The organism is Mycolicibacterium vulneris, assembly GCF_002104765.1.
Taxonomy (GTDB): domain Bacteria; phylum Actinomycetota; class Actinomycetes; order Mycobacteriales; family Mycobacteriaceae; genus Mycobacterium; species Mycobacterium vulneris.
On sequence record NZ_NCXM01000051.1, the window covers coordinates 1 to 25,755 of the forward strand.

Below are 25,755 nucleotides of genomic sequence, written 5' to 3' on the forward strand. Positions count from 1 at the left end.
GATCACCCATCCCCGCGCCACCGAGTCCAGCCAGCGGATCAGTCAACCCCCCACCAGCACCGCCACCTGTAGTGGTTCCGCCAGCCCCGGCTCCCCCATCGCCGTCACCGCCACCGCCGCCGCCGCCGTCACCGCCGTCACCGTCGCCGCTGGTATCGCCTCCACCATCACCGCCGCCGGCGCCGTTACTATCGCCCTTGCCCTTCTTCTTCGGGTCGCCCCCAGCGGTACCGCGGTACTCCTCACCCAGGGCGGCAAGCAACTCGGCTTGCTTTTTGCTGTCCACCTTCGAACTGTCAAGAATCTGTTGAATCTGGGCGAGCTGGCCGTCCAAGAACTGGTTAAACAAGGCCATCGCATGTGGGTCACCGGCGGTTTGCGGGTTGGACGTCAGCGCCTTGCGCGCTGTCTCGATGCTGGCGATGATGCCGCTAATCCGTGAGCGATTGTCGTCGTTGGCCGCGAAAATCTGCTTGAGCAAATCGGCTAGCTTCTCATCGGTCTGGTTGACAGCGCCGCTGGCCTGCTGGTAGGTCGTTCCCGCTTGCCCGGCACCCTGCTGCAGCCCGCTGGGCCCACCCGGGGGTTGAGGAGCAGGCCCCCACCCCGGCGCGCCCGGCGCCTGAGGAGCAGGCCCCCACCCTGGCGCGCCCGGCGGAAACGTCGCGGGTACCGGCTGCTGGGCGGGCCAGTCGCTCTCGCCGTCGCCACCACCGTCGTCATCGCCGCCGAAGATCCCCGAAAGGTCATCAAACAGGTCATCCAAGACGTCATCAAGAAAGCCCATGGCTTGCCCAAATCCCCTCTAACCGCAGGTTGTTGGAAAAACGCTACCGCCGTGTGCTGGCACTATGCGACGGCCGCGCCTCACCGATTTCCCTGGCCCGACGAGCATCAGCATGTCGGCGGTGTTCGTTGCGGTCTTACTGGTCGCCGACCGTCATGCCCAGCGCGCTTGCAGCGGCATCGCGAATCTTGCTGACCGTGTCGTGATGTAAACCCACCTCCGGCTTGGCCCCGATCGCGCGCAGCGATAACGCAGGCCGAGATTCGTACAAGTACCGCAGCACCTGCGCCAACTTGTCGGTAGGCACGCTCGGGCAATAACCTTCTTCATGCAGCTTGCCCGCAGCAGCTTCCCAGCGGTCCATTCGCTCCACCGCCAGCGCCAGCGCGCGCTCGCGCAACTGCGAGCGCGCATCGGGCGGCGGTGCGGGATGAAATCGCCACAAGGTCCCCAAGATGTGCGTCGTGACCATCAGCGCTACCGGTGGCACACACGCCAGACCCGCGGCACCCCAACGCATCCACGGCGCCAGCTGCCCGGTGAATAACCACGCGTGCAAAGCATTGCCGCCCACGCTCACCAAAGCCGCTACCCCGAGCACCGCCCACAGAAAAACACGGTTCCAAAACTGCTCACGGTAGGGCGCAAACGACACAATCCCCAGCGTCGCAAGGATGATCAGGCCATCAAGGATCAACGGCCACAGCCACGACGGCCACCCGGGCCACGCCGACATCGCCGCCAGATTCCGCAACGAGGTGAACGACAAGACGAAGCTGATGGTCGCGATACCCACCGTCAGCCACACCGCTGCGGTGCGGCTACGGCGAACCAACCGCAACGTGCGCATCTCGTCTTCACCGGCCGCATCCCACTGCGCAGGTGGTGCGTTCAGTGTTTCGGACCCGAGTGAGGCTGACTCGACAGCGGGCATCGACAGCGCGCCCTGGCCGCCGAAGTGCTCGTCGACGGGATGAACCTTGACGTCGGATCGCTGCGCAAGCCCTGCGCCATTGCGGCGCGTGTTCAGTGTCGTCACTCGCGGAATCCCTTCGCAGGCAAAGAATAACGGCACACAACTGGGCTGTGCCGCACACCAGAACAGCAGCGCTGCAGTCCCGTTCAGACCCCGACCAGGTGGGCTCAAGCCGAACTTACAACCCCGCTCGCCCTTACGCGTCGGTCGGCGGTCACCGATTTGCGAGCGCCAAAAGCCCCGGCGTGGAGATGTCAAAAAAACTTCCCGCGGGTGCGGCGTAAGGGTGCTGAAGCTGCTTACTGTGGTGCCTGCGCGGAAAACCGCGCGGCGTGTCGGCCGAACATCGATGCCGACTCGTGTCACTCTGGTCCCACCAGAAGCCCCAACCACCCAGATGAAACGAGGAGACCGCGCCCCACACCTTCACCCAAACGCGTTGACGGACACCACAGGTCAACACACAACTTGATACGGCCCTTAACGCAGAAGTCCCCGCCGAAACGGGGACAACTGCGACCGGAGACACCAACTCCGGTCAATGGCCTCTGAAACCAGAAACCAAGCCTTCACCGGGCTGGTTTCACGATAGAGGACACCCTCGTGAACCACAAGCATGACGACACCGCCAGCACCGGACGAGTCGCATCCTGCCTGCAACACCCTGGCGACTGGTTTGACGCCAAGCGGCGCACCTATACCCGCCAGCAATGCCTCAACTGCCCAACCCTGCAGCCCTGCACCGAATCTGCACTGCACCGTCAACCCTCCTACGGCATGTGGGCCGGAGTCTGGATTGACGGCGACTTTCCCGCCAAAAGGCACCTGCTGGGCCTGCCCGCCCAGCCCCCGCCCGACACGAAATCGCTTGACCTTCAACCGGTCACACCACCGGCCGCCGTGCCGGCCGCCACCCGCGCAGCGCGCCCGGGCCGACGTGTCCGAGTCAGAAAACTGCTCATCGCCGCACCGGCGCCGGCCATCGCCCAACAAATCACCGCCCGCGCCAGCGGCCACTGCGAAATCATGGCTCCCGCATGCACATACGAGCAGGCCGCGATCTTCTCCCGGCGCCGCCGCGCACACCCACACACCCTAGGAAGTCCCGCCGACGCGATCGCAGCCTGCCGCAACTGCATCGACCTCATCGAACACACCGACATACCCACCGCGCTCGACCTGGGATACCTCGTCGACCCACGCAGCACCACCAGCACGACACCCATGTTGTGGCGCCAGCACCGGTGGGTCTTCCTCGACACCCACGGCCACCTGCACGACACCACTGACCTCACCGTGACCCGCCACGCCTCCTAACGCCATGTCCCCCAACCCGGCCACGTCGCTTCCCGCCAGCCCCGCCGCCACCTGGAAAGCACTGGCCCCCCTCATCGCCGCCCGACCCACAATCCGCGTCTGGGACCCCACCACCAACAAATTCGACCGCACCAAAAACCTCACCAGCCGCCTGCCCACCGTGCCGGCCGCGGTCCTGCTCTACTCACACCACCGCACCCAGGTCCTCGCACTGGACTTCGACACCAAACACCACAGCCAACAGGTCGTCGACGCAGACTTCGCTCGCGCCCTGAGCTGGATCACCGATGCCGGCGGGGTCGCTATCACCGACCGCTCAACTAGCGGCGGCCGCCACATCATCGTGCCGCTGGCCATCGGCACCGCCGCCACCACCGCCGAAGTCAACCCCCTCATGCGGCTCCTGCAAGCCCGACTACCCAGCCTGGACAAAACCCCCATGGCCAACACCCGCACCGGGTGCATCACCGTCCCCGGCTCCCCCTGCCGCGAAGGCGGCCACCGCATCCTCGACGGCCCCTTAGCCACCGCGATCGACGCATTCACCACACGCTCTGACCCCGCGCTGCTCCCCCGTCTCAACGTTCTGCTCGGCGCCCTTAGCCCATCGCCCACCACCAAACCGATCTCGACACCCAGCGACGCCACCACCGGCAGCGGCGCCCGCGAACGACTACGCCCCGAATACACCCGCGACACCGCACTGCCCACCCGCATCACCACCTACGCCACCACCGGCCAACTACCCGCCGACCGGACGTGGCGAAGCCACTCCGAAGCGCGCCAATCCGTCCTGGCCCACGCCGCATTACACGGCCACACCCTGGCCGCTATACAGGCCCTCATGGCCCCAGGACGCCCCTGGCACACCGGACTGGCCACCGCCTACACCCGCTATGGCGCCGGAGCCGAGAAAGCCCTGCAACGCGACTGGCGCAAAGCCCTGACCTGGGCCGCCACCAACAGCAGCTTTTTCCGACCAGTCCGCGCACAAGAACAAGTACACACAGGGGGGACCACACCGGGACCACAGCTGCATCGAGAGTGGCTGGCCAACGCAGTGGCCTGGGTGGAAGCGCAATTCCCCGGCCACCGCTACCGGTGGATCGGTGCGGCCGTCTACCAAGCCCTGGCGATACATGCTGTGCGGGCCGGAGAGGTGATCAACGGAGTCCCCGTGGTAGGCGTGGGCGGACGAGCGCTATCGCTAGCCACAGGACTGCTCAGTGAGACGACGGTTTGGGAGTTCCTCCGAAAAACCCGTGACTTGCCGGGCTCACCGCTGGTGCGCACGCGCATCGCACAAGGACATGAACCCGACTACTACGCGCTGACCCAGCAGAACCAGATGGGCGTCACCCGCGAGACGGTCGCGGCGATCCGAGTCGAAGGTGTCCACGTGGCCTGGAAGGTCATCGGGCACCGTCACCGGCGCATCTACGAGCTGATCGTGCACCAGCATATCCAACGCCCCCGCGACGTCTTCGCCGCGGCCCACACGGCCATCACCACGGGCTATGAGACTCTCGCAGCCCTACGAATCGCCGGTCTGATTACCCAGCATCGTGGCCGCCTTTGCACCGGCCCGACAACATTGGACGACATCGCCGCCGCCCACCACCTCGAGGACCAACAAAACCAGCGCGCCCGCCGACACCAGCAAGAACGCGCCAGCTGGCACACCTGGTTACTCAGCCGCGAGCAGCTGAACGACCAGTCCAGCACCCAACATCACCTGGCTGGCCCCGACCTCACGCTGGCCCAGGCGTTCGATAGGCACCACGAGGAATACCTCAGCGCCGTGCTGGCCACAGGACCGCCCCCGATCGACGAGGAAACTCGGGCAATCGAATTGCTCGTCGATTTGGTCGGCGCCCGGGTACTGACCGCCTGCGGTAGTTAGAGTCCCATCAGCCGCGGTCGGGCGCACCGTCTTTGCGACCCGGCAAAAACGCGTTGAGCACCGGAGCAATCCAGGTGCTTCGGGTCTCGAAACCCAACTCCGCGCCGATACGGTCAAGTACCTGTTCTTGCTCAGGTGTAGCGCTGAAACCAATCTGCACGCTGCCTCCCCCGACATAGCGCACCGCCGACGGATCGGCCGGAAACAAAGGATTCACCGGTGCAGTACTGAACGCCGACTGCTTGATGATGTCGGCCAGCTCATGGTGCTTGCTACTGATGGCTTCCAAAACCACCTGAAGATTCGTGGCCTTCTGCTTGTGCCGATAGGCCTCAAAGCGCTGTTTGACACCCGGACTGACATACACCGCAGTAACAGGCTTGGTGCGCGTGCGCGGCCGCCCAGGCCGGCGGGGCCGGCGGGGGGCGGCCACCGCAGTCGTACCGGCATCCACCGCATCGTGTTCGGCATCGGGTTCCCAAGCGCGTCGTGGCTGAGGGGCTGCGGCGGGCGCCTCGCCCGCGCTCTGTGAGAGCAGCCCAGACAACCCCGATCCCCGAGCCGCCGGCGCACCGAGGTCAGAAAGGTCCTCTGCCGGAAGATCCTGCTGTCTTAGGTTGCTCACGGCCACACTCCTTCTTCGATCATCTGTTCCCGCTTACGGGCAGCACGGCTGAGTATCTCGGCCGCAAGTTTGGCGAAATCTTCAGCCACCGGCCGAGCGGTACTACTAACGACGGTAGCCCCCCTGGCTGTCCCTCGACGTAACTCCCAATGCTTGGGATTGTTGGGTATCTCCTGCTCGAGCTCGTGGGCAAGGCGGCCGAACTTGATGATGTCGCGAGCGACGGCCTCCGCCTGGCGGACAAAGCTTTTCAACATCAAATCGCTATTGGCGCCCAGATCCTGGGCGACCTGCTCGGTGAGCTCACGCCGAATATTGGTCGCCTTGGTGCCCGAAGCGAACACGAACACGGCAAGTAGGACGAGGAAGGGATTGTGGTCACGTATCGCACGAATGTCGCTGGCCAATTCACGTAACCCCGCTCGCGAGGTGCCATCAGTCTTCATCGGCACGATGACCCAGCGAGCCGCGCACAACGCAAGCTGAAGAAGAAGCGGGTTTTCCGGTGGCGAGTCAATGATGATGAGTTGGTACTGGGAAGCCACGCCCTGCAACGCATCGGCCAACGCCAACAGCACCCCGTTATCGCGCGAAGTACCCATCTCGGCAGCCAACGTCGTCGAGATACGGCGGACGAAACTCCCCCCGGGAACCACGTCCAGGTTCGGCCTGACATCCGGTATCGGCGCCAGCCGCACACCTGCGGTCACCGCCGAAAAAAGGTTTCGTCCCTTATCGTCGACGCTCGTGTTCGCAAACCCCAAGACCTGAGCGATGTTGCCCTGCCCATTGAGGTCGACGAGCAACACACGAGCACCATCAGAGGCAACCAACGCAGCCAAATGCGCGGCCGTCGTCGTCTTACCCACCCCGCCTTTACCGTTCCCCACGACGTAAACATGCCCGAGACGCGCCCAGTTGATCGTCACCTTCGGCTCGTCCACGGTCAGTATGCTCTCGGTCATGACAGCGCAGCTTGCAGCTGAATTCGCGGCGCACCGGCGCCCGCGGCGACACCTGGCGCCGACCGCCGCAACGTGTGACTGGTCATGGTTCACGAAGTGTAGTGGCAACAACCCGGCGCGCCGATGCGCGACGCGCCCAGCCACAAAGAAGGCTCGCCGTAAGACCCTGCACCTGCCGATATGCCGACGTCGCCACAACACGCCCGACGCCGCATGCAGGCGCACATCACGTCACGGCCACCCTGGGGCACTTCGCGTCGAGCGACGGGGCGAGCACCAGTCGCATGCCAGTAGTCCTGCTTACAGAAAGAGTGTCGGTCCAGCTCACCCCCGCCTCCGCACCCAGCGCACCACCGCTCCCATTGGCGCTCGGCCTGCCCTTTCAAACGTACGTAAAGACCCATCACACAGGGCGTATCGGACCTGCGCCGCATACCTAGAAGAAGGTTGTCACCAATACCTAGACGCATACCTAGGGCAATACCATGCTCACCGCCCACGGGCAGATGGCGCGATGACCGTGCACCTACCCGTCTCGCCCTACACGCGCGACCCCTGTGGCCGCTGTCCGGCCCAGGATGCCTACCCGCGCCGTGCAGCTTGGTTGCATTCGCTGAGGGCTATGCATAAGGCCACCGCTCGTACGTACATTGCGCTACACATGGGTGCCGAAGCGGCGCCGAAGGTATTCCACAACACCAGGAAGGCGGCGCCTATGCTTACCTGAGCGCGAACTGCCTAGACGACCCAGACCGCAATTGCGGCCACCAGCGTCAGCTCAACCCTGGACGCCGAATACGGGCAATTGTTTAGCAAACCTGCGCCGAAGTGGTCGCACAGGCACTCATGCCCACGGAGGACGAGGCAGAACACTCAGTGAAGAAGCGAACGGTGCTCGTCACCTGAAGGCGGGTGCCTCGCCATACTGGGACTGAGGTGCGAACGCATACAGTCGACGCGACGTGGCGCTGCGGTATGATGCCAGCGGCTGAGCAGACCAGCTCCGGTACTGCGCAGCGGGTGGCGTGCTCTGGCGCGAACGCTGCGCCGGGCCATGAGTGTCGCCACCTGCGGAAGGATACCGAGAAGACAGCCCGACACGATATTGAAAGCAGTACGGAGATGGGCGTCGCGGGACGCCCATCCGAACGCGTCACAGTGACGAAATGACGAGCGCCCGTTATGCCGTTGGACGCAGGAACGAGGCGCTAATCGGCCACGGGAGGCCAACAACGATCGCCAACGGGGGAGGGGCGCTGTATTCTTGTCAGCGCGGCACAACGTGGCTTAGGTGTTCAAAGCGCCTGCATGGCCGGGGGTGATGTGCTGAGAGATTGTGTCGCTGTAGCTCTCAAGAACGTTTTCCAACATCCCGATTGTGGCCTGTGCCTGCTTTACCACCTCGACGTACCCGGCAGCGCCCTGGCGGAATTCATCGGCCGCACCGCGGTAACCATCCGCTGCCATCCGATAACCGTCGGCCCCGCGAAGCATGTTCTCATTAGCGGCCATCACGGCAGCCAGCGTGGACTGACTTTGCCTCAATGCATCCCGCAAAGTCGCTTGCCCAGCAAGCAGAAGTCGCTCGCCCTCTTCGGCTGCCATCGCCCGGGCACGTAGGTCGGCGTTTTCGGCTCGCAGGGCCGCGATTTCGCCGTGCTCTGGTCTTGTGGCCGGCGCTCGCCCCTGCGTCTGGAGTAGAGGTTGGTCTGTGTAGACGAACCACTGGCGGCGCTTGTGAGCGAGCGAGGCGCCGCCCTCAAGCTCGCCCGACTCAATCATCCGCCGCACGGTGCGAACATCGCGGCCCAGCATCCGGGCCGCTTGCGGGACGCCGGTGATGGGCCTGCCGCGCTGCGGAGGACCTCCCATCACCATGAAGCGAGTCCTTCCAGCGACGCACCTGCAAAGGCCTCAGTGTACTCCCGTGCACGTCGCCACACATTGCGGTTGGTCTGCTGGAATGCCCTTATCAAGTACATGTCGATAGACCGACACTCGTTGCGCGGAATACCGCGCAACGGCGCATGAGGGCATACAATGGCACAAATGCACTTAATAGATGCAAAAAAGCACGTCAAAGCCTCAGGAGGGCGGGTCAGGTGGCAGAGCAGGCAAGCGCAAGCGATTTGACGCCACGGCGCAAGAGCCGCAGGGGCTCAGAAAACCGCAGGATGTCTGCCCAATTCACAATGCGAATGACTGCACAGGCGCGAGCCAAGCTGGACGAGGCGGCCCGCAGCCAGGGCTTCAAGGACGCCAAAGCGTTGGTGATGTTCCGGTTGCGCGAAGACCTCGGCACTCGAGAACTCGTTTCCTGACATCCGGTGTGACAGGCCAGGGCAGAGCCTCGAGATCCCGGGCCGCCGGCCGAGTCAGCTCGGGCATCAGCCGGGCGGACCAGCGATGATGCTCGGGGTGATCGGACCCGGCGCGTTTCCCCCGGTAGCTGTCCCGTTGACGAATGTGAATTGTTGCCCGCACGGATCGGGCATGTAGTACTTAACCGTCGGGTTAGCCGCCGACAGGGTCGCGATCTGCGCCGGGGTAATGGGCTGCCACGGCCCAATCTTGGGCGGGATGGAGATCCCTCCGATGCCGCCGGTGCTGACACCGCCCAACCCTCCCGTGCTCGCGTCTGGCGGCGTCTTGACCCAGATGTCCCCGTTGAGCGTCACGTTCTGGAACTCCTGCGCCTCATAGGTGTAGGCCACCCAGCGCTGCATCTGACCACCCGGACCCACCTGGGTGTAGGACGTCAGGTCCTCACCAGCGATGCGGAACTTGTACTGCTGCTCATAGGCGGCGAACGGCGCATCATTGTCGCCGATCCAGGTCCTACCAGGTGTGTAAAAGCCGGTCGGGCCGCCCTCGGGACCGTCCACCCAGGGCACGTGCTGCTTGGCCGGCGGAGGCGGCGTCGAACCCGTGTACGGCGGTGGCACATAGTCGGTCCAGTATCCGAAACGAGGATCGCCCACGAACGGGTTACGCGGATCCGTTGCCACCGGCGGCAACCCCGGCGGGGCCGGCGAGGCCGGCAACGGGGCCCCCGGCTTCCAGCCCGCGGCGCGAATCGTCGGGTCAGCGGGGGAGTCCTTGGCGCCATCGGACAGCGTTTGGTATCCCGCCGCGGTCTGCCGCAAGGTCGCCGATACTGCCTGGTTTTGGGTCTTCGTCGTTTGCAGCTGGCCCTGCATCGCGGTGAGGTGCTGGTCCATCGCGGCCATCACCAGGCGGGCACCGGCCGGTGACTGGGCCATCGGACCGGCGGCCGCGGCCACAGCGCGGGCCTGGTCGCGAATCACCCCGGACCCGAGTCGGCCCTGCGCGCCGATCGTGCCGCCCTGCTCGGCCGCCTGCTGCAGCTCCTGGTCGAGGCCCGCCGCGTTGGTCCGCGCCTGCTGATAGGAGCCGGCGGCCCGCGTCACACCGGTTCGCAACCCGCCAACACCGGCCGGTGACGCAGGAGCCGAGCCACCGCCCGAGGCCGGAAACGGGCCGCCCTGCCCACCAGCCGGATACAGGTTATGCGCGCGCGTCAGGATACGGTCCACCCCCGCCAGAAATGCCGCGATACTCACCCACCAAAGTTAGCCCGACTTAATGGGCCAATGCCACAGCTACGCCTTCCCAACTTCGAAATATCCCGTGACAGCATCAAATCGGCGATTATCAGCAACCTCTAGTCGCGGCCACCCGAATTCGCCACGCGTCTAAGAAGCCAAGCAGTGCGTGACGACACCATCAGATGCGGTCGTGCGTGGCGGTCGGGCCGCGGCGCCTTCGTGTGCGACTACGTGGCGGCATCAGCCGTGCCTCAGCGCGCGACGCTCATTGTGCAACGATATGTGGGTGGCCTCCGACGGAGAGTTAGAGGCGGCAGAGCGGGCCGCCAATGTCGAGGTTGGAGACTCGACGCGGATCACAGTTCACACCATGGGTGTGCATTACCGGTGGCAGCTGCCCGACATCCTGCGCCAACAACTGCGGCTAGCACACGATCTGCGTGAGGACCTCGTCAGCCTGCAGCTCGCCTACGACGAAGACATAAAGGAGATTTGGTCGTCGTATCCCTCAGTAGCCGCCGCTGAAGTGCAGGTGGCCGCCGCCGAGGAACGGGTTGAATCTGCCGCGGCGGCACTGAAAGCAGCTCGGATCGCCGCGCGGGACAAGCTTGTGGATTCGCCCCTCGCGCACCAGTTGCGTGATGCTAGAGCCGCGCTCAGGTCTGCGCGCCAGCTCCGACGCGACGCCATCGCCGAAGTCAAAGACGCCGCCGCACAACGGCGTCGGGACCGAGGGGCCCAGCTTGCCGCCGACCAGAAAAGTCTCTATCGCCGCTACTGCCAGTCACCAACAGGTGACCAGTTGTTTTGGGCAACGTTCAATTACATCGTGGACCAACATAAAGTCGCGGTGCGACGCATCCAACAGCAGCGCGCACAACACAAGCCCGCGACGCTGCGCCACCACCGCTTCGACGGCACCGGCACCATCGCGGTGCAATTACAGCGGACCACCGGCCGACCTCCTCGCACCCCGCTGGTGGTTGCCGATCCCGCCGGCCGGTACCACAACGTCCTTCACATGCCATGGATCAGACCGCAACAGTGGGCAGAAATGACGCGCGCCGAGAAGCGGCGCGCCGGACGAGTCACCGTCCGACTGCGCTGCGGATCCACTGGCAGCCAACCACAATGGATCGATGTGCCCGTCCAGGCTCATCGATGGCTTCCGGCCGAAGCCGACATCGTCGGCGCGCAACTGACACTCACTCGAGTCGGGGCCGACCTACGGGCACAGTTATCCATCACCGCGCGCATACCCCATGCGGTTGCCACCGAACGGAGCGATCGTCCATCCGTGGCAATACATTTGGGTTGGCAAACCGGCGAGGGCGGCACTGTGGTCGCCCATTGGCGTGCCACCGAACCGATAACGATTCCGCGCCGACTTGCACACGTCATTGTGCCCGTCACCGAGGGCGTCTCGGGTCGAATCATCGCGCCGGCGGTAATCGCAGCCAGACTGCAGCGCCACAGCCAAACGGCATCGACGCGAGACCTGGCCCTGGACAGCGTCCGCAGCAAGCTCACCGACTGGCTTGATGAGCATGGGCCCATACCCCATCCCGGCCGCCCGGATGAACAGCTCACCGCCGCCGCGGTGGCACAGTGGCGCTCACCGGCGCGATTCGCCGCGCTCGCCCTGCACTGGCGTGACAGCGGAACCGAGATGGCCACCCAGTTAGAAGCCTGGCGGCGCAGCGATCGACTGCGGTGGCAACAGCAGGGCCACGGGCGCTCGCGAGCCCGCGGCTACCGCGATGACCTATGGCGCCAAGTCGCCCACACCCTTGTCAGCCAGTGTGGACGAATCGTCGTCGACGACACGAACGTGGCCGCCGTGACCAGAGGGGCATTGGAGCGCACCGCATTACCTACCGACCGGCAGCGTGAGATCGACCGTCGTCGTGAGCACGCCGCCCCCGGCCTGTTGCGCCAGGCCATCATCGCCGCTGCGGCGCGCGACGCGGTCCCCATCACGGTGGTGCCCGCCGCCGGGCTAAGCCGTATTCACGCCGGCTGCGGACACGAGAACCCCGCCGAGACTCAAAAACGCAGCGGTGTTCTCACCTGCCGCGCCTGCGGGCGCACCTATGACCCGGATTTGTCTGCGACGGTACTAATGCTCGAGCGGGCACGCTAACATCAGTCATGCCCAGCGATCCGGGCCAAAAGGATCGATTCCTTCTCCGGTAGGCAGACACTCACCAACGAATTCGATTCGACTGGATCGCCGTGTGTGTGGTGTTGGCGAAGTCGTCTGACACCCAAACGCTATCCGCGCATGAAACACGTTGTAACCGTGCGCTGTATCGCTTGCAGTCCAATGCGTGCACCCATCGGACCGCGCGTAGAGCGCCTACCGGCACGACCAGACCGACACGCTCTCTTCAGATCAGCTCGGGAACCGCCCGACTGAAACCAACGACAACAGCGCGCGGAGCCTTCGGGCCGGATTGTCTGGGAACGCGCGTCTGTCCCGGGACAGGTCATTAGGCCACCCCTTGGAATGACCCGTCGACCCTTTCGGCCCGGATCGCTGGGCATGACTGATGTTAGCGTGCCCGATCGAGGTGCGGGGCGAAGCGGTCGAAGAGTGCGCACAGGGCCGATAATGACGCAATGAGCGATGATGGCGCCGGTCTGCACGTTCGACAGAACCCAAGCAAGCGGACTGGCGACGTGCAGATCGCTGACTTCACTCTGCTGGTACGGGTACCCAGCCAGCCCGCCGCCGTGCGCGCTTACACCGACGCCGAGTCCGATGAAGCCGCTCACTATGCGGCCGAGGTCGGGGGAGTGGTTGTGCCGCTTCCACTCCACCGCCCGACGGCGGCATTGTTGACTCGCCGCAAAGGCAGTAACTGAAGGGAATCTCAGTGCTTAGCCCGGCTCGCACCCTTCCTCCCGCATGGATGGTTATGTCTGGTCGGCGCGCCGGGAGGAAGGCCGCGTCTGCCCAGCACATGATGCACGACATCTGCGTCGAGCTGGCACGGAGCTTGGTGGGTTTGGGCGTGGCATTGTCGACAGAGCTCCGGCTAATTTTGAGGGGTGGGTATTGCGGCGTTTGTGGCTGGTGTGGACCGGCTGCTGACCCGTGCGCATGACTTGTATCCGGCCGGCGGTGAGGGCGGCAAGTTGCCTGCTTCTGGTGATGGCGGGTCGGTGCCTGCATCGCCGAAGGGTGTGAGCGGGCTGCGCGGTGGTGTGACCCGGGTGGCTGGCGCATATCAGCGAGCCCGAACCGCTGCTGCAGGCCTGGACGAGGAGTTGACGCACACCGCTGCGCAGGGTGGTGTGATCGGCGAGCAGGGCCGAGTGGCCTCGGGGGTGATTCGTGATCAGGCGCGCGCGGTAGGGGCTCAGGTCGCTACGTTAGGTCGGTCGCCGGCAGGGGCCCAGTTGATCATGGCGGCGATGAACCAGCACCTGTCGGCGATGCAGGGCCAGCTACAGGCCACGAAAACCCAATATCAGGGGGTGTCGGCGACGCTGCGGCAGGTCGCCGCTGGGTATCAGACCCTATCGAGCGACGCACCGACGCCACATGACGACGTGAGTGGCGACGACGGTACCGGCCCAACACCGCCAACGGGCATCGTGTGGTGCCTACCTCGGCCAAGCGGCGGCTTCACGTGCCGCGAACTGCTCCCCGATGGAAGCATTGCCATCTTCTCGTCCCCGACCGATATCAGCGGCCACTGGCCAGACTGATTGGAGAAACCCCATGGATAGCAGCACGCCAGAGTATGTAGTGGTCGTTCAGCCGCGAGTTGAGCGGCAAAACGATCAGTCGTGGAAGGCCTGGTATCCGAAGTCGGATTGGCACGTGATAGCCGACACTGAAGATGGCGCCAGGCTGAAACTTCGCGATGAATTCGAGCGTCGGCTCAATGCCGGCGAGCTGGACACCGAGCCCGACGAGTCGCTGCTGGCACACCACCTGGCGGATCCGATTCCTGGGGTCTATGCCATCGACCGCGACGTTTACATGCGTATGCGCACCGGGCCCAACTTTCGCCGCGACCTTGATGCATTTATCGGCCAGATGAAGGGGGAGCGCTAACAGAATGCGACGGCCCACGATCGGGACGTCCATGCCGAGGCAACCACTTCGACACTGAACGCTCACTCATGTCGGCGTTGTGGGCCGATTGCCAGATCGCTCCGGAAAGCAGGAAGTTTTCTCTCACCTACCGCGGTGGGGAAGGACCGGTGGTGGGTCCGCCGAAAAGCTGGGCGCCTAGGGCCGCGACCAGCCCGGGCCCCCGTAGTCTGGCGTCCTCGTTTGCTGTGTCTCGGCCGCGCGAGGTTCAAGGCCCCACAACAGTCGGTATAAGCGCGGTGGACTGAGCCGGGAGGTCGCCAGAATCCGGTCAAACAGGATCCACCAGGGGCCCAACGGCGGAAGTTCCGATCCAATCGGTCCGAGCGTCAAGACCTCAGCGCGGCCGGCATGCAGCGGTCAAGGAACGTTCTTGGTCGATGATGGCCAGCATGTCCTGCCCGTAGGCGGTCTGTAAGTCGATAACCGGGCGCGGCGGCGGGGAGGTACGGGCTTGGGCGACAAGGGAAACCGCATCGCTGGCGCGATCGGCCATCGCACGCAGGTGAGGCTCGATGTCGGGAGCTGAGACCTGGGCGGCGAAGTGCGAGAGCTGCTCGGCCCAATGTTGGTAGGCGCGTAAATCGGGGCCGCCGGTCACTATGAGCTGCAGATTGGTCAGATCGGAATTGTCGGCTAAGAAGCTGATCGCGGCGCCGGCGGCGCGGCAGTCTCGGCGTGGATGAGTCGCCAATCGGGTGAAGCCGATGCTCGCCACGCCCACTACGACGACGAACAAAACGATTTGCCAGCTGGTGCGCCGCGGTAGGGGTGGGGGCGCGATGTCGTCGGCGTTGACGTCGGGGGAGCGGCCGGCGGCCGCGAGTAGCTGCGCCAGGTGGGTGTTGAGCTTTGTGCGCACACGCTCGCGGCGCGCGGTCAGCGCGGCGAACAGCGCGGCCATCAACAGCCACAGGGTGCCGCGGCGCGGGTCGCTGAGGAAGACGGAGACGATCCCGACAACAGCGAGGAGGGCCGCTGATATCAGTTGCGCGAATCGGCCGCGGCTGGCCCGCTGGTAATAGGCTTCAACGACCGCGCCGCAGCGGATCGCGCCGGCCAACACACGGTGATCAGGTGGCAGAGCACCTTCGCGTAGTGCCCGAACCGCCTCGGCACGCTCGGCCTCATTCAGTCCCCGCAGCGCTTCGGCGTACGCCGCCCGGGCGGGACGCTGGCCCACGGCGGACACCGCTCCGGCCGCCACGCTGAAGCCCACCAGGGCCAGGGCAAGCACGATTGGTGCGGCTCGCTCCAAAGGGTGTGTGACGTAGAGACACCAGAACACGGGGAGCATGGCCCCAATGAAAACCGCGTCGGCCAGCCAGCGCACCCACCAGGGCTGCTGGAAAAAACGTATCCACACGGCGGACCAGTCTGCCGCACCCGGTCAGCTTCGGTCGCTGGACATTCCGGATTTGCGCCCTCTGAAGGTGCGCAGTGGGTAGCGTCGCGCCAGTGGTGGTTGCGATTGAGGCTGACGGGGACCGGTGGATGCGGTGACAACTGATGCCAGGCATCGGCAAAAGGCCGCACTCGATCGAAGGATCAAGGCGTGCCGCAAATGCGTTGACCCCGACCGTTTGAATGAGACCGGCGTGACCGAATCGGCACCGGGTTTCGGCTCGATCGATTCCCCGGTGGCGATCGTGGGGGAGGCTCTGTGCCGGGCCTGCATGAAGGCGCAAGAGCCGTTTCTCGGCGGTAGCGGCCGGATCCTGGATCGCTGTTATCAGCGCGCCGGCGTCGCCAAAGCTCATTTGTTCATCACCAACTCGCTGCATTGTCATCCGCCCGGGAATCGCGATCCGCATCCGCATGAGAGCGCGAACTGCTTGCCGTTCTTGCACACCGAGCTGCGAGATATTGTGCGTCCGCGGCTGGTGATCGGCGTCGGCAAGTTCGCGAAAGCGGCGCTGGCGCAGGTATATCCGGAGGCGCGGGAGCTGAATTGGCCTTTCCGAGTGCCGCCGGCCCGCCGCGACGATCAGCCCGGGGAGCCGTGTCTGCTGTTTCCTCCGCACCCGTATCACATCATGACCCGCGAGCGTCTCGTTCGCGAGCAGTATGTGCATTCGCTGGCGCGTGCGATCGCGTGGGGATTCGACTCGGCGTGACAGCTCCGGCGTCCGAAACAGCCACAGGCGTGGGGGTGGGGCAGGGCAGTATCAACAGGCGGTGAAGTCGCTTTGCAGTTGCCGCTGAAGTGCGGCCGCCTCCGCGGTCTGATTGTACTGAGGGGCTTGGGATTTGGGGGCCCCGTTGTCTTGGGGGCAGCTCGGCACCTTCAGCGAGCCGGTGAACTGGTGAAAATTGTCGGGCTCGACCATGAGGTGCCACTCCAGTTGCAACGGTTGCTGTTTGGTTGGCGCCACCATGGAGATAACTGATTTGAGGTCAGCGTAGGCCGTGGCAGGGTCGGTGATGTATGCCGATAGTTCGGTGATCTCCGCGTTGTCGATGCGAACGTAATAGACCGGCAGCACCAGCCGCGACAGCAACGCATCAATCGCTGCGCGCTGCTCGCCGCTGATCGGAACGCCGACTTCCCATGTCGGGTACTTCGTCGGTTTGGCGGAACGGATATAGACGGTCATCGGTTCGGGCTTGACGGCCGCCAAGACCGCGGTCAAGACGTCGCTGGTGTGTTCGACATCCCATACCTCGAGCCGCGAAGTAGTACCGTCACGTGACCATTGGATTGCTGACCGCGGGACGCGGGTCCTCAGTTCGCGCAAGCGGTGTGTGTCGTCGACGATCTGGGCGGGATCGAGCTGCGCACCACGTATCACCTCGAGTTCATCGCCGACGACGAAATCACAGGACTGACGGTAGCCGTTGAAATCGCTGCCCTTGATGCTGGTGATGCGCGAGGCGACCGCGGCGATTTGTTCCTCGCTTGCCTTAGGCATCGTGACTACCAATTTCAGTTCCGCGCCGTTCTCGAAATCGTTGATATAGCCGGAATTAACGCCGTCGACCCCAGGCATCTTCGCTATCTCGGCCTGAAGGTGGCGGGCCTCGGAGCTGCGATCCAGGGCAGCGCACGCACCAGTCGCCGCCACCACACACGCCACGGCCGGCATGCAAAGCCGCCACAGCCGGCGCCGCCTGATCAGCCTTAGCGCGGCGCTAACCGAACGGCCCGTCACCATCTCACCATTATCGGCGACGAGCGGAGCTCTTTGCGTCATCGATTTGGGCGCTCGCGCCCTGCAGCGCAAGGCAGCGCAGTGTCGCCTCCCGCTGGCCCGCTTCACACGTCGCATCGCCTCGTCACTCGGCGCAGTAGCGAGGCGCGAGTGGCTACCGGCGCGCTCAGGTCGGGCAGGCGCGTGCCAGCGTGGCCAATTCGTTGCCGAACTCGCGGTTGACCTGGCCTGCCGCCTTCGCCGATGGTGGCAGTTGCGGTTTCAAGGGATCTTGTTTGTCCAGTTCGGCGTTCATCTGGTTGGCATCGTTCATGAATTCACGCGCCAGCGCCGCGGCTCGTTGCGCGTGCGCCGATAGCTCAGGTGCGGTCACCTGGTCGGCGCGCTGCTGTAGGCCGTCGAGCCAGGCCTGGTAGTCGCCGGCAGCCGGTACCACGTCTGGTTCATACGAGCCGGGCGGCGCGAACCGCGTCTTGGCTTTCAGTGAGGCCTGCGTATCGCGGTTGAATTCGATGAATTGCCGCACACTCCAACACGGTTGTGCCCGCTCCTCGATGCGCCACGCGACGACCCCACCTGCGGCCGCCGCAGCCACGCACACCAGCGCCAGCAACCCTCGAGCGATCCTGCGGCTACGGACACTGTTGACGACCACGCAACCAACGTACTGGTTGATCACCCACAAGTCGGCGCAGGCGGCACCGTGTACTCCCGGTGAACCGACACCACGAAGTGCGTTTGGGCAAGGGGGAATGCCCTAAGGGCGCCCGCGATTCCGGGCCAGCACCACGTGCTTGCCTGCTTAGGAGGGCGCGAGTTTCACTACTCGCGCCTGCATGGAATCGGCAATGTAGACGGCGCCCATTCCATCCACGCTCAAGTTTTCGGGCGAATTGATGCCTTTGCAGGGGGAGTTCAACTGGGCTCGTCGAGCCGGCGGCGAGCTTGAGGACTTGGCGGTTGTTCAGGTCGGTGATGTACACCGTGCCCTGGCGGTCGACTGCCACCCCGGTTGGCTGGTTGAGACCGGTGAAGGGAAGCTCAGTTTGGCTCGTCGAGCCTGACGGCAACTTGAGCACTCGGTTGCGGCTGGTACCGACGTCGGTGACATAGACGGCGCCGGCGGCATCGACTGCAACACCGCTGGGCGACTCAAGCCCCCGGAAGGGCAGAATCCTTTGGCTCGCTGAGCCGGCCGGCAGGTTCACCACCTGTTTGTTTCGGCGATCGGCAATATACAGACCGCCCGTCGGATCGATGGCGATACCGCGCGGGTCGGCGAGATCGGTTATCGGCACCGTGCTTTGAGCGTTAGAGCCAGCCGCCAGCCTGACTACCCGCCCGACACCGGGGTAGCCGTCGTTGAAGTCGGTCACGTACACGTTGCCCGCCGGATCGACGGCGATAGCGGTCAGGTTTTGCAGGCCCGTGAAGGGCAGTTCGGTCTGGCTGGTGGACCCGGCGGCCAGTTTGAGGACCCTGCGGTTGCCCGCGTCCGTGACGTAAATAGCGCCGGCCGCATCGACTGCAACCGCGTTCGGATCCTTGAGCCCGGCCAAGGGCACATCGCTTTGGCGATAGGCGTCGGGCGACTTCGGCGAAGGACTCAGCGTTGATGTTGCTGACGGCCTGGAGGTCGATTTGTCTCGAGCTGGCGCGCGTTGACCGTCACAGCCCACCAACGCCAGAGCGACGACGCACAACAGTGTCATCGCCGCCAAAGCGTGTGGACCGCGAGATGACAACGCCTCCGCCAGCTTCATCATCCTGCTCCTCTCGAAATAGTGGTCATGAATATGTTGCCCCTGAATCGCGATGGGTCACGACACTTTTTTGGTGACTGAGCCCCTCGTGTCTGTCGAGGCTAGGGCCGCAGGAGCTCGCGGACATCGCCTCGGTACAGCGGCCTGACCTCGAGGCGATGCACGACTCTGGCCTCACCCGCATCTCGCGGTGAATCCTTAACGGCTATGCCATCCACAACAGCAAATGCCCAGAGGGATTTGAGCACCGGTCGGTGTTGGGTTGCGGGTCTATTGCTGGTTTGTGCGGCGCTTGCCGGACCAGGCCCGGTAGCCCATCAAGACGGCAAGGCCTCCGGTACTGACCAAGCCCAGCCACGTGCCGTGGAAAACGTTGATCACGAACAGGACTAGGAATAGCGCAGCCATCACTGCGAAAAACACAGGGCTATACAGGCGGTTCGTCTTCACGCGCGCATTCTCCATTCGGTGGTATGCCTGGGTTGAGGCTGCCAGCAATCATCCAGTCCGTGCTACTGGCGGTATACCAAGGCACGCATTTTTTGGCGGCCTGACGGAACAAAAAACGTCCGGTCACCGCCAGAGCGCAGGGATAATGAGTCCATGAACCGGATTGCCCAGGCGACTACAGGCTTCCTGGCTATGGTGGCCATAGTCCCGGCTGTCGCCGCGCACGCCGCGCCGGCTGCCCCGGACTTCTCCTCCTACCCGAAGGCATCTGAGAGCGACTACACGGTGCGACCCGGCCTTGCCTACTCGGTGCGCGGTTTCCGCACACCCAGCGGCCTGTACTGCACGTCATCCAATCACCGCGCGATGTATGCGATGAACTGCACCGGGCCGTTCGCCGGCGCCCCCGGCGGGGCGAACACAGCGAGTCTGTTCGAGTCAGGCACCGTGGTCAGCCCAGTCAAGTTCACCGGCGTTGAAAACCCAAGCCCTGGCAGTAATCCCGAGTTCGAGGGCCACCCGATCAACCTGCTACCCAAAAACACCGCATACGCATTCGACGGCGCCATCTGCGTATGGACCGACACGATTGCGCTGGCATGTCGGGTCGGCTCGGGACAGACCTACACCGGGTTCATCGCCACATCCGATACCACCACGACCATCGGCAATGGCTGACAGATGGTGGATGATGTGGCTGCGGTAGGGCTGACGACTTAGGCCCTACGGTGTTCCAGGGCCGCGATGACCTCCATGGGCTCCGGTTCACCGTCGAGAAGATTCACGAGGTGAGCGCGGCACGGGCACCGTTGGGCTCAAGACCTGCATTGAATTGCCAGCCTGAACGACGCGGGCGCAGTAGAGTGCGCCGACCTTGAGCTGAGGATTCGGATCTTGTTCGCGCACCTCGGCCAACTCGCCGGTATTTGCATTGCGGAGGGTGACGCTCTCACCGGGGCGAACAGAGATCAGTTCGTGCACAGCGCGTTTGACGGATTGCCACTGCCGGGCTAACCCGAGCTCATCTTCAGGAAGGAGATAACCACGACGTGCAACGAATTCATTGAAGGCGCCGAAATCGAGTGCTCACCAAGGTAATCAGGGCCACGGATACTTACGGCTATACCCGCTGACACTCAAGCATCTGTGATCGCTTCACGCAGTTTACGTTGCACGCGTTTCGTTGCCGCGAGGTCCGCTTCGGCCAGGGCCCCGACGCGGTGCTGTTCGAAGGCGCGAGCAATGACTTGTGCCGCCGCGGCGACGGGGAGCGTCTTGGAACGATGAACCCACGCCGGCATCTCCCTCCCGACCCCATTTATCCGCGGAGGAGCTCGGCCAACGAAACCCATAGGAACGGGCCGGCGGGATTGATGACGATCCCGGTGTGTCGCTGTTCGCGGGCCATGTGAACCACCTGCTCGATCGTCAGCGATATGGCCGCGTCGGCAGGGTTGAAAGCGAGGACTTCCGGAGCGCTGGTGAAGGCGAAGATGCTCGTGGTGCCGTTTGGATGTGTGGTGATGCGAACACCCACTCCGCCGCGTGAATCATCGCCGGCCAGCACCATAGGGCCGTTGTCGCGCAACACCTTCACCACCGCCTGCCGGTCGGCCTTCCCGTCAGTGTGATCGGCTAGGGCCTGCTTGAGCCGCTCGTTGTTGCCGTTGCGCAAGGCGAAATCAATCTCGGGGGCTGACAGTGCACATGTGGGCCCGGCCGGGTCAATGTAGAGCCATGCGTTGCCCTGGCTTCGGGCGAGCTCCAGCGCCCCGGTGGCCGGCTGGACCAGTGACGCGGTGGGCGCACCGGGCGGGTGCAGGCGGGCGATTTCCTCGTTGCGGGTGTAGCAGAAGAGCGCCGAACCGCCATTGGGGCCGGTGCCGCCCCGGAATTGCAGGTGAGAGCCCTTGGCGAACGGTTCACCGGTCAATGCGTCGGATCCGGTGATGTCCAACAGCACCTCCCCGTACATGCACAACCGCAGCACCTCAAGCGCGCCGCGTTGGTTGGGCTGGGCGGCGAACGCTGCCACGGCTCGCCGCAGCACCACGTTATCGACCAGTCTGGCGCGATCGGGGTAGCCCTCAGGTGTCATGTCGCGTCAAAGCCCTTGACCTATCTTGGATAACGACCAGCGATGGTCCCCCTCCTCAGAGGATATCGCCCCGCCGCCCGACTTTCGGAGGTTTACCGCGTCGCCTCGAGGTAGTGACGAACGCGGCGGTCTACACGTGCGACAGAACCCGTAGTGAACGGAGTGGCGGGGTGTAGATCGTTTCCCTGACCGTGCTGGGACGAGTGCCCAGCCAGCTCAGGCGTGTCACCAGCCCATATCGCGGACCACCTCGGCCTGGGCTGCCGCGATCTCCTCGGCAGTTGCCGCGGTCACGTCCTCATCGGCAGCCCATTCAAATCGGCTCAAAAGATCTGCCAGCGCCTGCTTTTGCGCTGGATGGGTGACCGGTACCGTGTTCAGATCAGTATGGGCTAGCCAATCGGCCAAGACGATCGCGTCGGCACGCCACAACCGCACGCTGACAGTGGGCACCTTCTCATCCACGACTGTTATCGTGCCATCGCCACGTCAGCGGTTGTGACTAGCCGATGGCGACTGCGGAATCGGGAACAGTCTCAGCGCAGTTGGCGTATTCGGTCTGCGTCGCATGACTCAGGACGAGTGGCCGTTTCGCCATCGAGCCAGCCCAGGGCCGTCAGTGTCTATCAAAGGCATCCTCGCGACTACGTGGTTTCAGAAAGGTCCGCGGCGGAGCTGCGCCACAGTAGCCGTCCACACGGTGTCGGCGGCTTCCTGTAGCCGTTTCTTTGATCCCCCGAACAGACCGGCTTCTACGGGTGGCCATTGGTCGCCCGCGCTTCGCGCGTCCATCAACATGTGCGCCACCTCGGTCTCCTCGAAGGGGTAGCTCTCGGCCGCGTGCGTTACGAACAGCCCCAGCCAGGGTTGGTCGATGAGGCCTGGGTTACGTTGAGCCGCCAGATCGCTGACAACAAGGGCGAAAAGGAGCTCGGCGGCATCGAACAGCCGGATGTACTGGGAATCGGTGTGGTCGGGAAAGTACGACCGCAGCGCATCGAACAAGAAAGCCGAGACTGGGTAGACCAGTCGGCGCGGAAGTCGACCCGCTGCGAGGTCCTCCAACAGCTGTTTGGTGAGTGCGCCTGTCTGGGCGGCACGCAGGGCAAGTCCGAGATGCCGCTCGTGGCCGACAATCTCCCAGGGGCCAGCCTTATCGAGGACCGCCGCCTTGCGGTTCGTGAAAAGGGACCAGTCGACGGTGGCGTCGACGGTCAGAGTGCGGACGGCGCCATAGTTCTCGTGTTCAACTGCCGCGATCGTGCCGGCGTACATCGTGAGCGTGGCTGGCAGCATTGCCAACGCTTCCAGCTGTTGGTTTCGGACATTCGTGATGAGCGAACCGCTCTGTTGGGCAAGCGGTCTCGGCTCGGCGAGCGCCGTGATGAGCTGTCGATATTCGACTTCAAGGAAAGCGCTTTCGACGCGACAGCCTTCGATTACGAGAGCAAGCAAAGGCGCCGCGGCCGTGCGGTAGCCATCAGCGATCTCGACGTATTGGATGATCTGCTCCGTCGGCACATGACTAGCGAAGACGGGTGGGAATCGTTCAGGGTCGCTGCATGCGTCGATCACACCACGGGTGGCGCTGCGGAGCAGCCGGCCGGCCAAACGGTAGTTGCCGCTGCTGATTGCCTCGTCGAACGCGTCGCTGTCAGAGACCGGGGGGTCTTGCAGGAGCCGGTTCTGTAGTTCGTTGAGCTCTCGATGGGTTGCCGGCTCGGAGCCGGAAATGCCGCGGCGGAACACAGTTCCGGACTTGTAGCTCTCGTAGTCCTTGACCAGGGAGTGGATCCGGTCGCCGGGCTGCGGTGATGCGACGGTGATGAGCAGGACGTGTTGCCCGCGGAACTCGACGTAGTCGACGTCCCAGTGAGGTCCGTCGACGTAGGTTCGCAGCATCGCGGCGAGATCGGCCGCGTCGTGTACCGCGACGCCGTCGAGCACGCCGTCAGGCGAAACGCCCACAACGAGGTACCCTTCGCCCCCGCACTCGCGGGCCGCATTCACCGGGTCGCGATTGGCGAAAGCGATGATCGCTTTGGCCGCGCTGACCTTGTCCTTGGCCTTGGAGAAATCCAGGGTGCTTTTCCACTCAACCCAATGGGTCTCGGGCGTGGTGGTCGAGGAGGCGTGAAAAATCGCTTCGACGAGTTTGTCCAAGCGGTGGCTGCGTCGAAACGACACCGTCGTATCTAGGTTGAGACCCATAGCGGTCGAGCATATTCCCGCGACCACGGTGCGTCGCGCAGTTGCGATCGGTCGAAAAGTCGAATCAGATCTCTGGAACCAACATCGCCCAGCGATGCGGTCGCCCCGCGCGAGAGATGCCCGCATGTGTGATCGATTCTCACGCGCCGGCGCCCGCCGTAGCTTTTAGTCTTGATCAGATGGAACCAGTCGGGGCCAGAGAGGTGGAAGGCCAAATAACGTGGGCATGACGGTGACTTTCACGAAGTTGACCAGCGCTGAGCTGGTGCAGGTAATCGATGACCCGGAACAGATCAGGGGCATTATCTGGCGGCCGTTACCCGGCGCCGGACCGAGCGGCTCGGTGGACAAAGCGATCGACGGCATCCAGTTCCTGCTGTCTGCCGCCGACGTGCCGATCAATCTCGCTCCCGAACGAATGCCCGGCGAGCCCATCCCCACCCAAGACGGTGAGATCTACTTCGGTTTATCGGCGGACCAAGTAGCTACCATTGCAGCGCAATTGGCCGCGACGCGATTCGACACACTGGCGCGACATTTCAGCCCCGAACGGATGAATCAGGAAGGCGTGCAGCCCACCCCGTGGGCAGCCGAGGATCTTGACTACCTCGAGGAGAACTACCAGATTTTGGTGTCCTTCTTTGTAGACGCATCGAAAGGCGGTGGCGCCGCGCTGCTTTCCTGCGACTAAGGCCGCAGAGTTATTTGCGCAGGGCCTGCTCAACAATGAACATCGAGATACCGACGAACCTCGAGTTCCATATTGTTCCACTAACGCTTAGTGCACCGTCGCCAGCGATCTGCGCCCGGCCTAGTTGCGGTTGAGCAGGTTCAGCACCATTCCGCTGTTCTTCAGGATGTGGTCGCTCAGCGGCAGGGTCGGCGCGCCATAGCTGAGCAGGTACAGCTGCAAAGACGCCATGCCGTATTTCGAAGCTCCGGTACGCCATTTCGCGATCAGATCCATCATGTTGGGGTTCTTGCCGCCCTTCGCCCCGATGTCTGCCATACCCTCCAGCAGTTGGAGGTCTGAGAGCGGAACGATGCCGGGTGCGTACACCTGCGGCTGAAGATGCTTGAACGCCCTCACGCTTCGGATGTTGATGTCGAACTGAGCCAACGGTCCGTTGGTAACGCCGGCGTCGGGCACGATGACCAGCGGAGCGTACATCGTTTTGTCGTCGACCTTTTGGCCTTCCCAGCCGCGGTGCTTCTGGACGAGGGCGATGGTGGATAGCAGCTGATTGTACTTGCCGTGGTCGGTGTCCATGAATATCTTCTCGACGTCGGCGCTGTAGGCTTCCCAACTCGCTAGCCCTTGCGCCGCATCCTCTTTCACCGCGTGATTTGTCGCGTCGATCACCACGCAGTGATCCTTACCGAGAATCATCCAGTCGCACACCGACGGCGCTTCGCCCTTCTTCTGCGTCCATGCGGTCTGCATGTCGGGCTCGTCGGCAATCGCGAGTAGATGAGGGCACTTGTCGACGATGCGGTGGAGAATGCCGCCGACGAACTGTTCGAAGGCGTCGTTCATCGCGGTCTTGAACCGATGTCGGGCCGATCCCGGGAGGCTGGCCCACGCTTCGAAGTAGAGCTGGCCGCCACAGAGGCGGTCGAGGGCCCACTGATGGCGGATGGTGACGAATGCGTTGTCGTTGATGGCGAGGAACGGGTACCGCGTGAGGGTGTATCGCTGGTGGCCGATTTCCCCGGCGTTGCGATCCTCCTGCAGCTTCGACTTGAGATCGTCCTGAATCGCCCTGGTTTTCCCGGGGGCTCGGGCTATTGGATTTCGACCAGGGGTTGGTCGGTCCGTGGTGCATCGTAG

General features: G+C 63.9%; 24 protein-coding genes and 1 pseudogene. 10 read left to right on the plus strand and 15 right to left on the minus strand.

From position 1 onward, the window contains the following. Window positions 1–787 (minus strand): DUF4226 domain-containing protein (locus B8W69_RS28385; protein WP_133058039.1); only part of this gene is annotated, 787 nt, incomplete at its 3' end. Window positions 788–923: 136 nt separating this feature from the next. Further along, on the minus strand, window positions 924–1,826 hold the full coding sequence (locus B8W69_RS28390; protein ID WP_085292999.1) for a DUF2637 domain-containing protein: 903 nt from the start codon (window positions 1,824–1,826) through the stop codon (window positions 924–926). A gap of 540 nt (window positions 1,827–2,366) precedes the next feature. On the opposite strand from B8W69_RS28390, the gene B8W69_RS28395 reads away from it, so the two are divergent. Beyond that, on the plus strand, window positions 2,367–3,080 hold the full coding sequence (locus B8W69_RS28395) for a WhiB family transcriptional regulator (protein ID WP_085293000.1): 714 nt from the start codon (window positions 2,367–2,369) through the stop codon (window positions 3,078–3,080). A gap of 4 nt (window positions 3,081–3,084) precedes the next feature. Continuing rightward, the gene (locus tag B8W69_RS28400) at window positions 3,085–4,983 is read left to right on the plus strand and encodes a hypothetical protein (protein ID WP_085293001.1); all 1,899 of its coding nucleotides are present in this window, start codon (window positions 3,085–3,087) and stop codon (window positions 4,981–4,983) included. Window positions 4,984–4,990: 7 nt separating this feature from the next. Here B8W69_RS28400 and B8W69_RS28405 read toward each other — a convergent pair whose 3' ends face one another. The 3 genes from B8W69_RS28405 to B8W69_RS28415 form a co-directional block, all read right to left on the minus strand. Continuing rightward, window positions 4,991–5,608, minus strand: coding sequence for a hypothetical protein (locus B8W69_RS28405; protein WP_085293015.1), 618 nt, complete (start codon window positions 5,606–5,608; stop codon window positions 4,991–4,993). After that, window positions 5,605–6,573: a ParA family protein gene (locus B8W69_RS28410; protein ID WP_085293002.1), complete on the minus strand. Its 969-nt coding sequence runs from the start codon at window positions 6,571–6,573 to the stop codon at window positions 5,605–5,607. Before B8W69_RS28410 ends, B8W69_RS28405 begins: the two co-directional genes overlap by 4 nt. A gap of 1,287 nt (window positions 6,574–7,860) precedes the next feature. Next, entirely contained in the window at window positions 7,861–8,451 is a 591-nt protein-coding gene (locus B8W69_RS28415) for a helix-turn-helix domain-containing protein (protein WP_085293003.1), read from the minus strand. A 320-nt stretch (window positions 8,452–8,771) separates the two neighbouring features. On the opposite strand from B8W69_RS28415, the gene B8W69_RS31885 reads away from it, so the two are divergent. Then, entirely contained in the window at window positions 8,772–8,894 is a 123-nt protein-coding gene (locus B8W69_RS31885) for a hypothetical protein (protein WP_257790680.1), read from the plus strand. 66 nt (window positions 8,895–8,960) lie between these two features. Here the strand turns inward: B8W69_RS31885 and B8W69_RS31005 are convergent, their stop codons facing one another. Further along, window positions 8,961–10,157, minus strand: a complete 1,197-nt coding sequence (locus tag B8W69_RS31005) for a hypothetical protein (RefSeq protein ID WP_181447508.1) — start codon at window positions 10,155–10,157, stop codon at window positions 8,961–8,963. 271 nt (window positions 10,158–10,428) lie between these two features. On the opposite strand from B8W69_RS31005, the gene B8W69_RS28425 reads away from it, so the two are divergent. From B8W69_RS28425 to B8W69_RS28440, 4 genes are all read left to right on the plus strand, one after another. Then, the gene (locus tag B8W69_RS28425) at window positions 10,429–12,285 is read left to right on the plus strand and encodes a hypothetical protein (protein ID WP_133058040.1); all 1,857 of its coding nucleotides are present in this window, start codon (window positions 10,429–10,431) and stop codon (window positions 12,283–12,285) included. A 479-nt stretch (window positions 12,286–12,764) separates the two neighbouring features. Beyond that, a complete protein-coding gene (locus B8W69_RS28430; protein ID WP_085293005.1) occupies window positions 12,765–13,010 on the plus strand; it encodes a hypothetical protein in 246 nt (81 codons plus the stop codon). Between the two features lie 186 nt (window positions 13,011–13,196). Then, window positions 13,197–13,859: a hypothetical protein gene (locus tag B8W69_RS28435; protein ID WP_133058041.1), complete on the plus strand. Its 663-nt coding sequence runs from the start codon at window positions 13,197–13,199 to the stop codon at window positions 13,857–13,859. 13 nt (window positions 13,860–13,872) lie between these two features. Next, window positions 13,873–14,211: a hypothetical protein gene (locus tag B8W69_RS28440; protein WP_085293007.1), complete on the plus strand. Its 339-nt coding sequence runs from the start codon at window positions 13,873–13,875 to the stop codon at window positions 14,209–14,211. Between the two features lie 376 nt (window positions 14,212–14,587). On the opposite strand, the gene B8W69_RS28445 is transcribed toward B8W69_RS28440, so the two are convergent. Then, window positions 14,588–15,616: a hypothetical protein gene (locus B8W69_RS28445; RefSeq protein ID WP_085293008.1), complete on the minus strand. Its 1,029-nt coding sequence runs from the start codon at window positions 15,614–15,616 to the stop codon at window positions 14,588–14,590. 232 nt (window positions 15,617–15,848) lie between these two features. Here B8W69_RS28445 and B8W69_RS28450 point away from each other — a divergent pair, with 232 nt between their 5' ends. Further along, window positions 15,849–16,367, plus strand: a complete 519-nt coding sequence (locus B8W69_RS28450; RefSeq protein WP_245843402.1) for a uracil-DNA glycosylase family protein — start codon at window positions 15,849–15,851, stop codon at window positions 16,365–16,367. Window positions 16,368–16,418: 51 nt separating this feature from the next. On the opposite strand, the gene B8W69_RS28455 is transcribed toward B8W69_RS28450, so the two are convergent. The 4 genes from B8W69_RS28455 to B8W69_RS28470 all read right to left on the minus strand — a co-directional run bounded on the left by B8W69_RS28455 (window position 16,419) and on the right by B8W69_RS28470 (window position 19,615). After that, window positions 16,419–17,405, minus strand: coding sequence for a hypothetical protein (locus B8W69_RS28455; RefSeq protein ID WP_133058042.1), 987 nt, complete (start codon window positions 17,403–17,405; stop codon window positions 16,419–16,421). 163 nt (window positions 17,406–17,568) lie between these two features. Further along, window positions 17,569–17,928: a hypothetical protein gene (locus B8W69_RS28460; RefSeq protein WP_245843403.1), complete on the minus strand. Its 360-nt coding sequence runs from the start codon at window positions 17,926–17,928 to the stop codon at window positions 17,569–17,571. Between the two features lie 106 nt (window positions 17,929–18,034). After that, window positions 18,035–19,168 (minus strand): NHL repeat-containing protein, encoded by a 1,134-nt coding sequence (locus tag B8W69_RS28465; RefSeq protein ID WP_085293010.1) that lies wholly within the window; start codon window positions 19,166–19,168, stop codon window positions 18,035–18,037. A 267-nt stretch (window positions 19,169–19,435) separates the two neighbouring features. Further along, window positions 19,436–19,615, minus strand: a complete 180-nt coding sequence (locus B8W69_RS28470; RefSeq protein WP_085293018.1) for a hypothetical protein — start codon at window positions 19,613–19,615, stop codon at window positions 19,436–19,438. Between the two features lie 153 nt (window positions 19,616–19,768). Between B8W69_RS28470 and B8W69_RS28475 the strand changes: the two genes are divergently transcribed. Next, on the plus strand, window positions 19,769–20,293 hold the full coding sequence (locus tag B8W69_RS28475) for a hypothetical protein (protein WP_085293011.1): 525 nt from the start codon (window positions 19,769–19,771) through the stop codon (window positions 20,291–20,293). Between the two features lie 640 nt (window positions 20,294–20,933). On the opposite strand, the gene B8W69_RS28480 is transcribed toward B8W69_RS28475, so the two are convergent. The 3 genes from B8W69_RS28480 to B8W69_RS28490 form a co-directional block, all read right to left on the minus strand. Continuing rightward, window positions 20,934–21,713: an SseB family protein gene (locus B8W69_RS28480; protein ID WP_085293012.1), complete on the minus strand. Its 780-nt coding sequence runs from the start codon at window positions 21,711–21,713 to the stop codon at window positions 20,934–20,936. Between the two features lie 225 nt (window positions 21,714–21,938). Next, window positions 21,939–22,178: a hypothetical protein gene (locus B8W69_RS28485; protein ID WP_047323896.1), complete on the minus strand. Its 240-nt coding sequence runs from the start codon at window positions 22,176–22,178 to the stop codon at window positions 21,939–21,941. A 189-nt stretch (window positions 22,179–22,367) separates the two neighbouring features. Then, entirely contained in the window at window positions 22,368–23,876 is a 1,509-nt protein-coding gene (locus B8W69_RS28490; protein ID WP_245843404.1) for an AlbA family DNA-binding domain-containing protein, read from the minus strand. Between the two features lie 274 nt (window positions 23,877–24,150). Between B8W69_RS28490 and B8W69_RS28495 the strand changes: the two genes are divergently transcribed. Next, on the plus strand, window positions 24,151–24,615 hold the full coding sequence (locus tag B8W69_RS28495; protein WP_085293014.1) for a DUF1877 family protein: 465 nt from the start codon (window positions 24,151–24,153) through the stop codon (window positions 24,613–24,615). 120 nt (window positions 24,616–24,735) lie between these two features. Here the strand turns inward: B8W69_RS28495 and B8W69_RS28500 are convergent. After that, window positions 24,736–25,755 (minus strand): annotated as a pseudogene (locus B8W69_RS28500) (hypothetical protein); the annotation flags it as partial.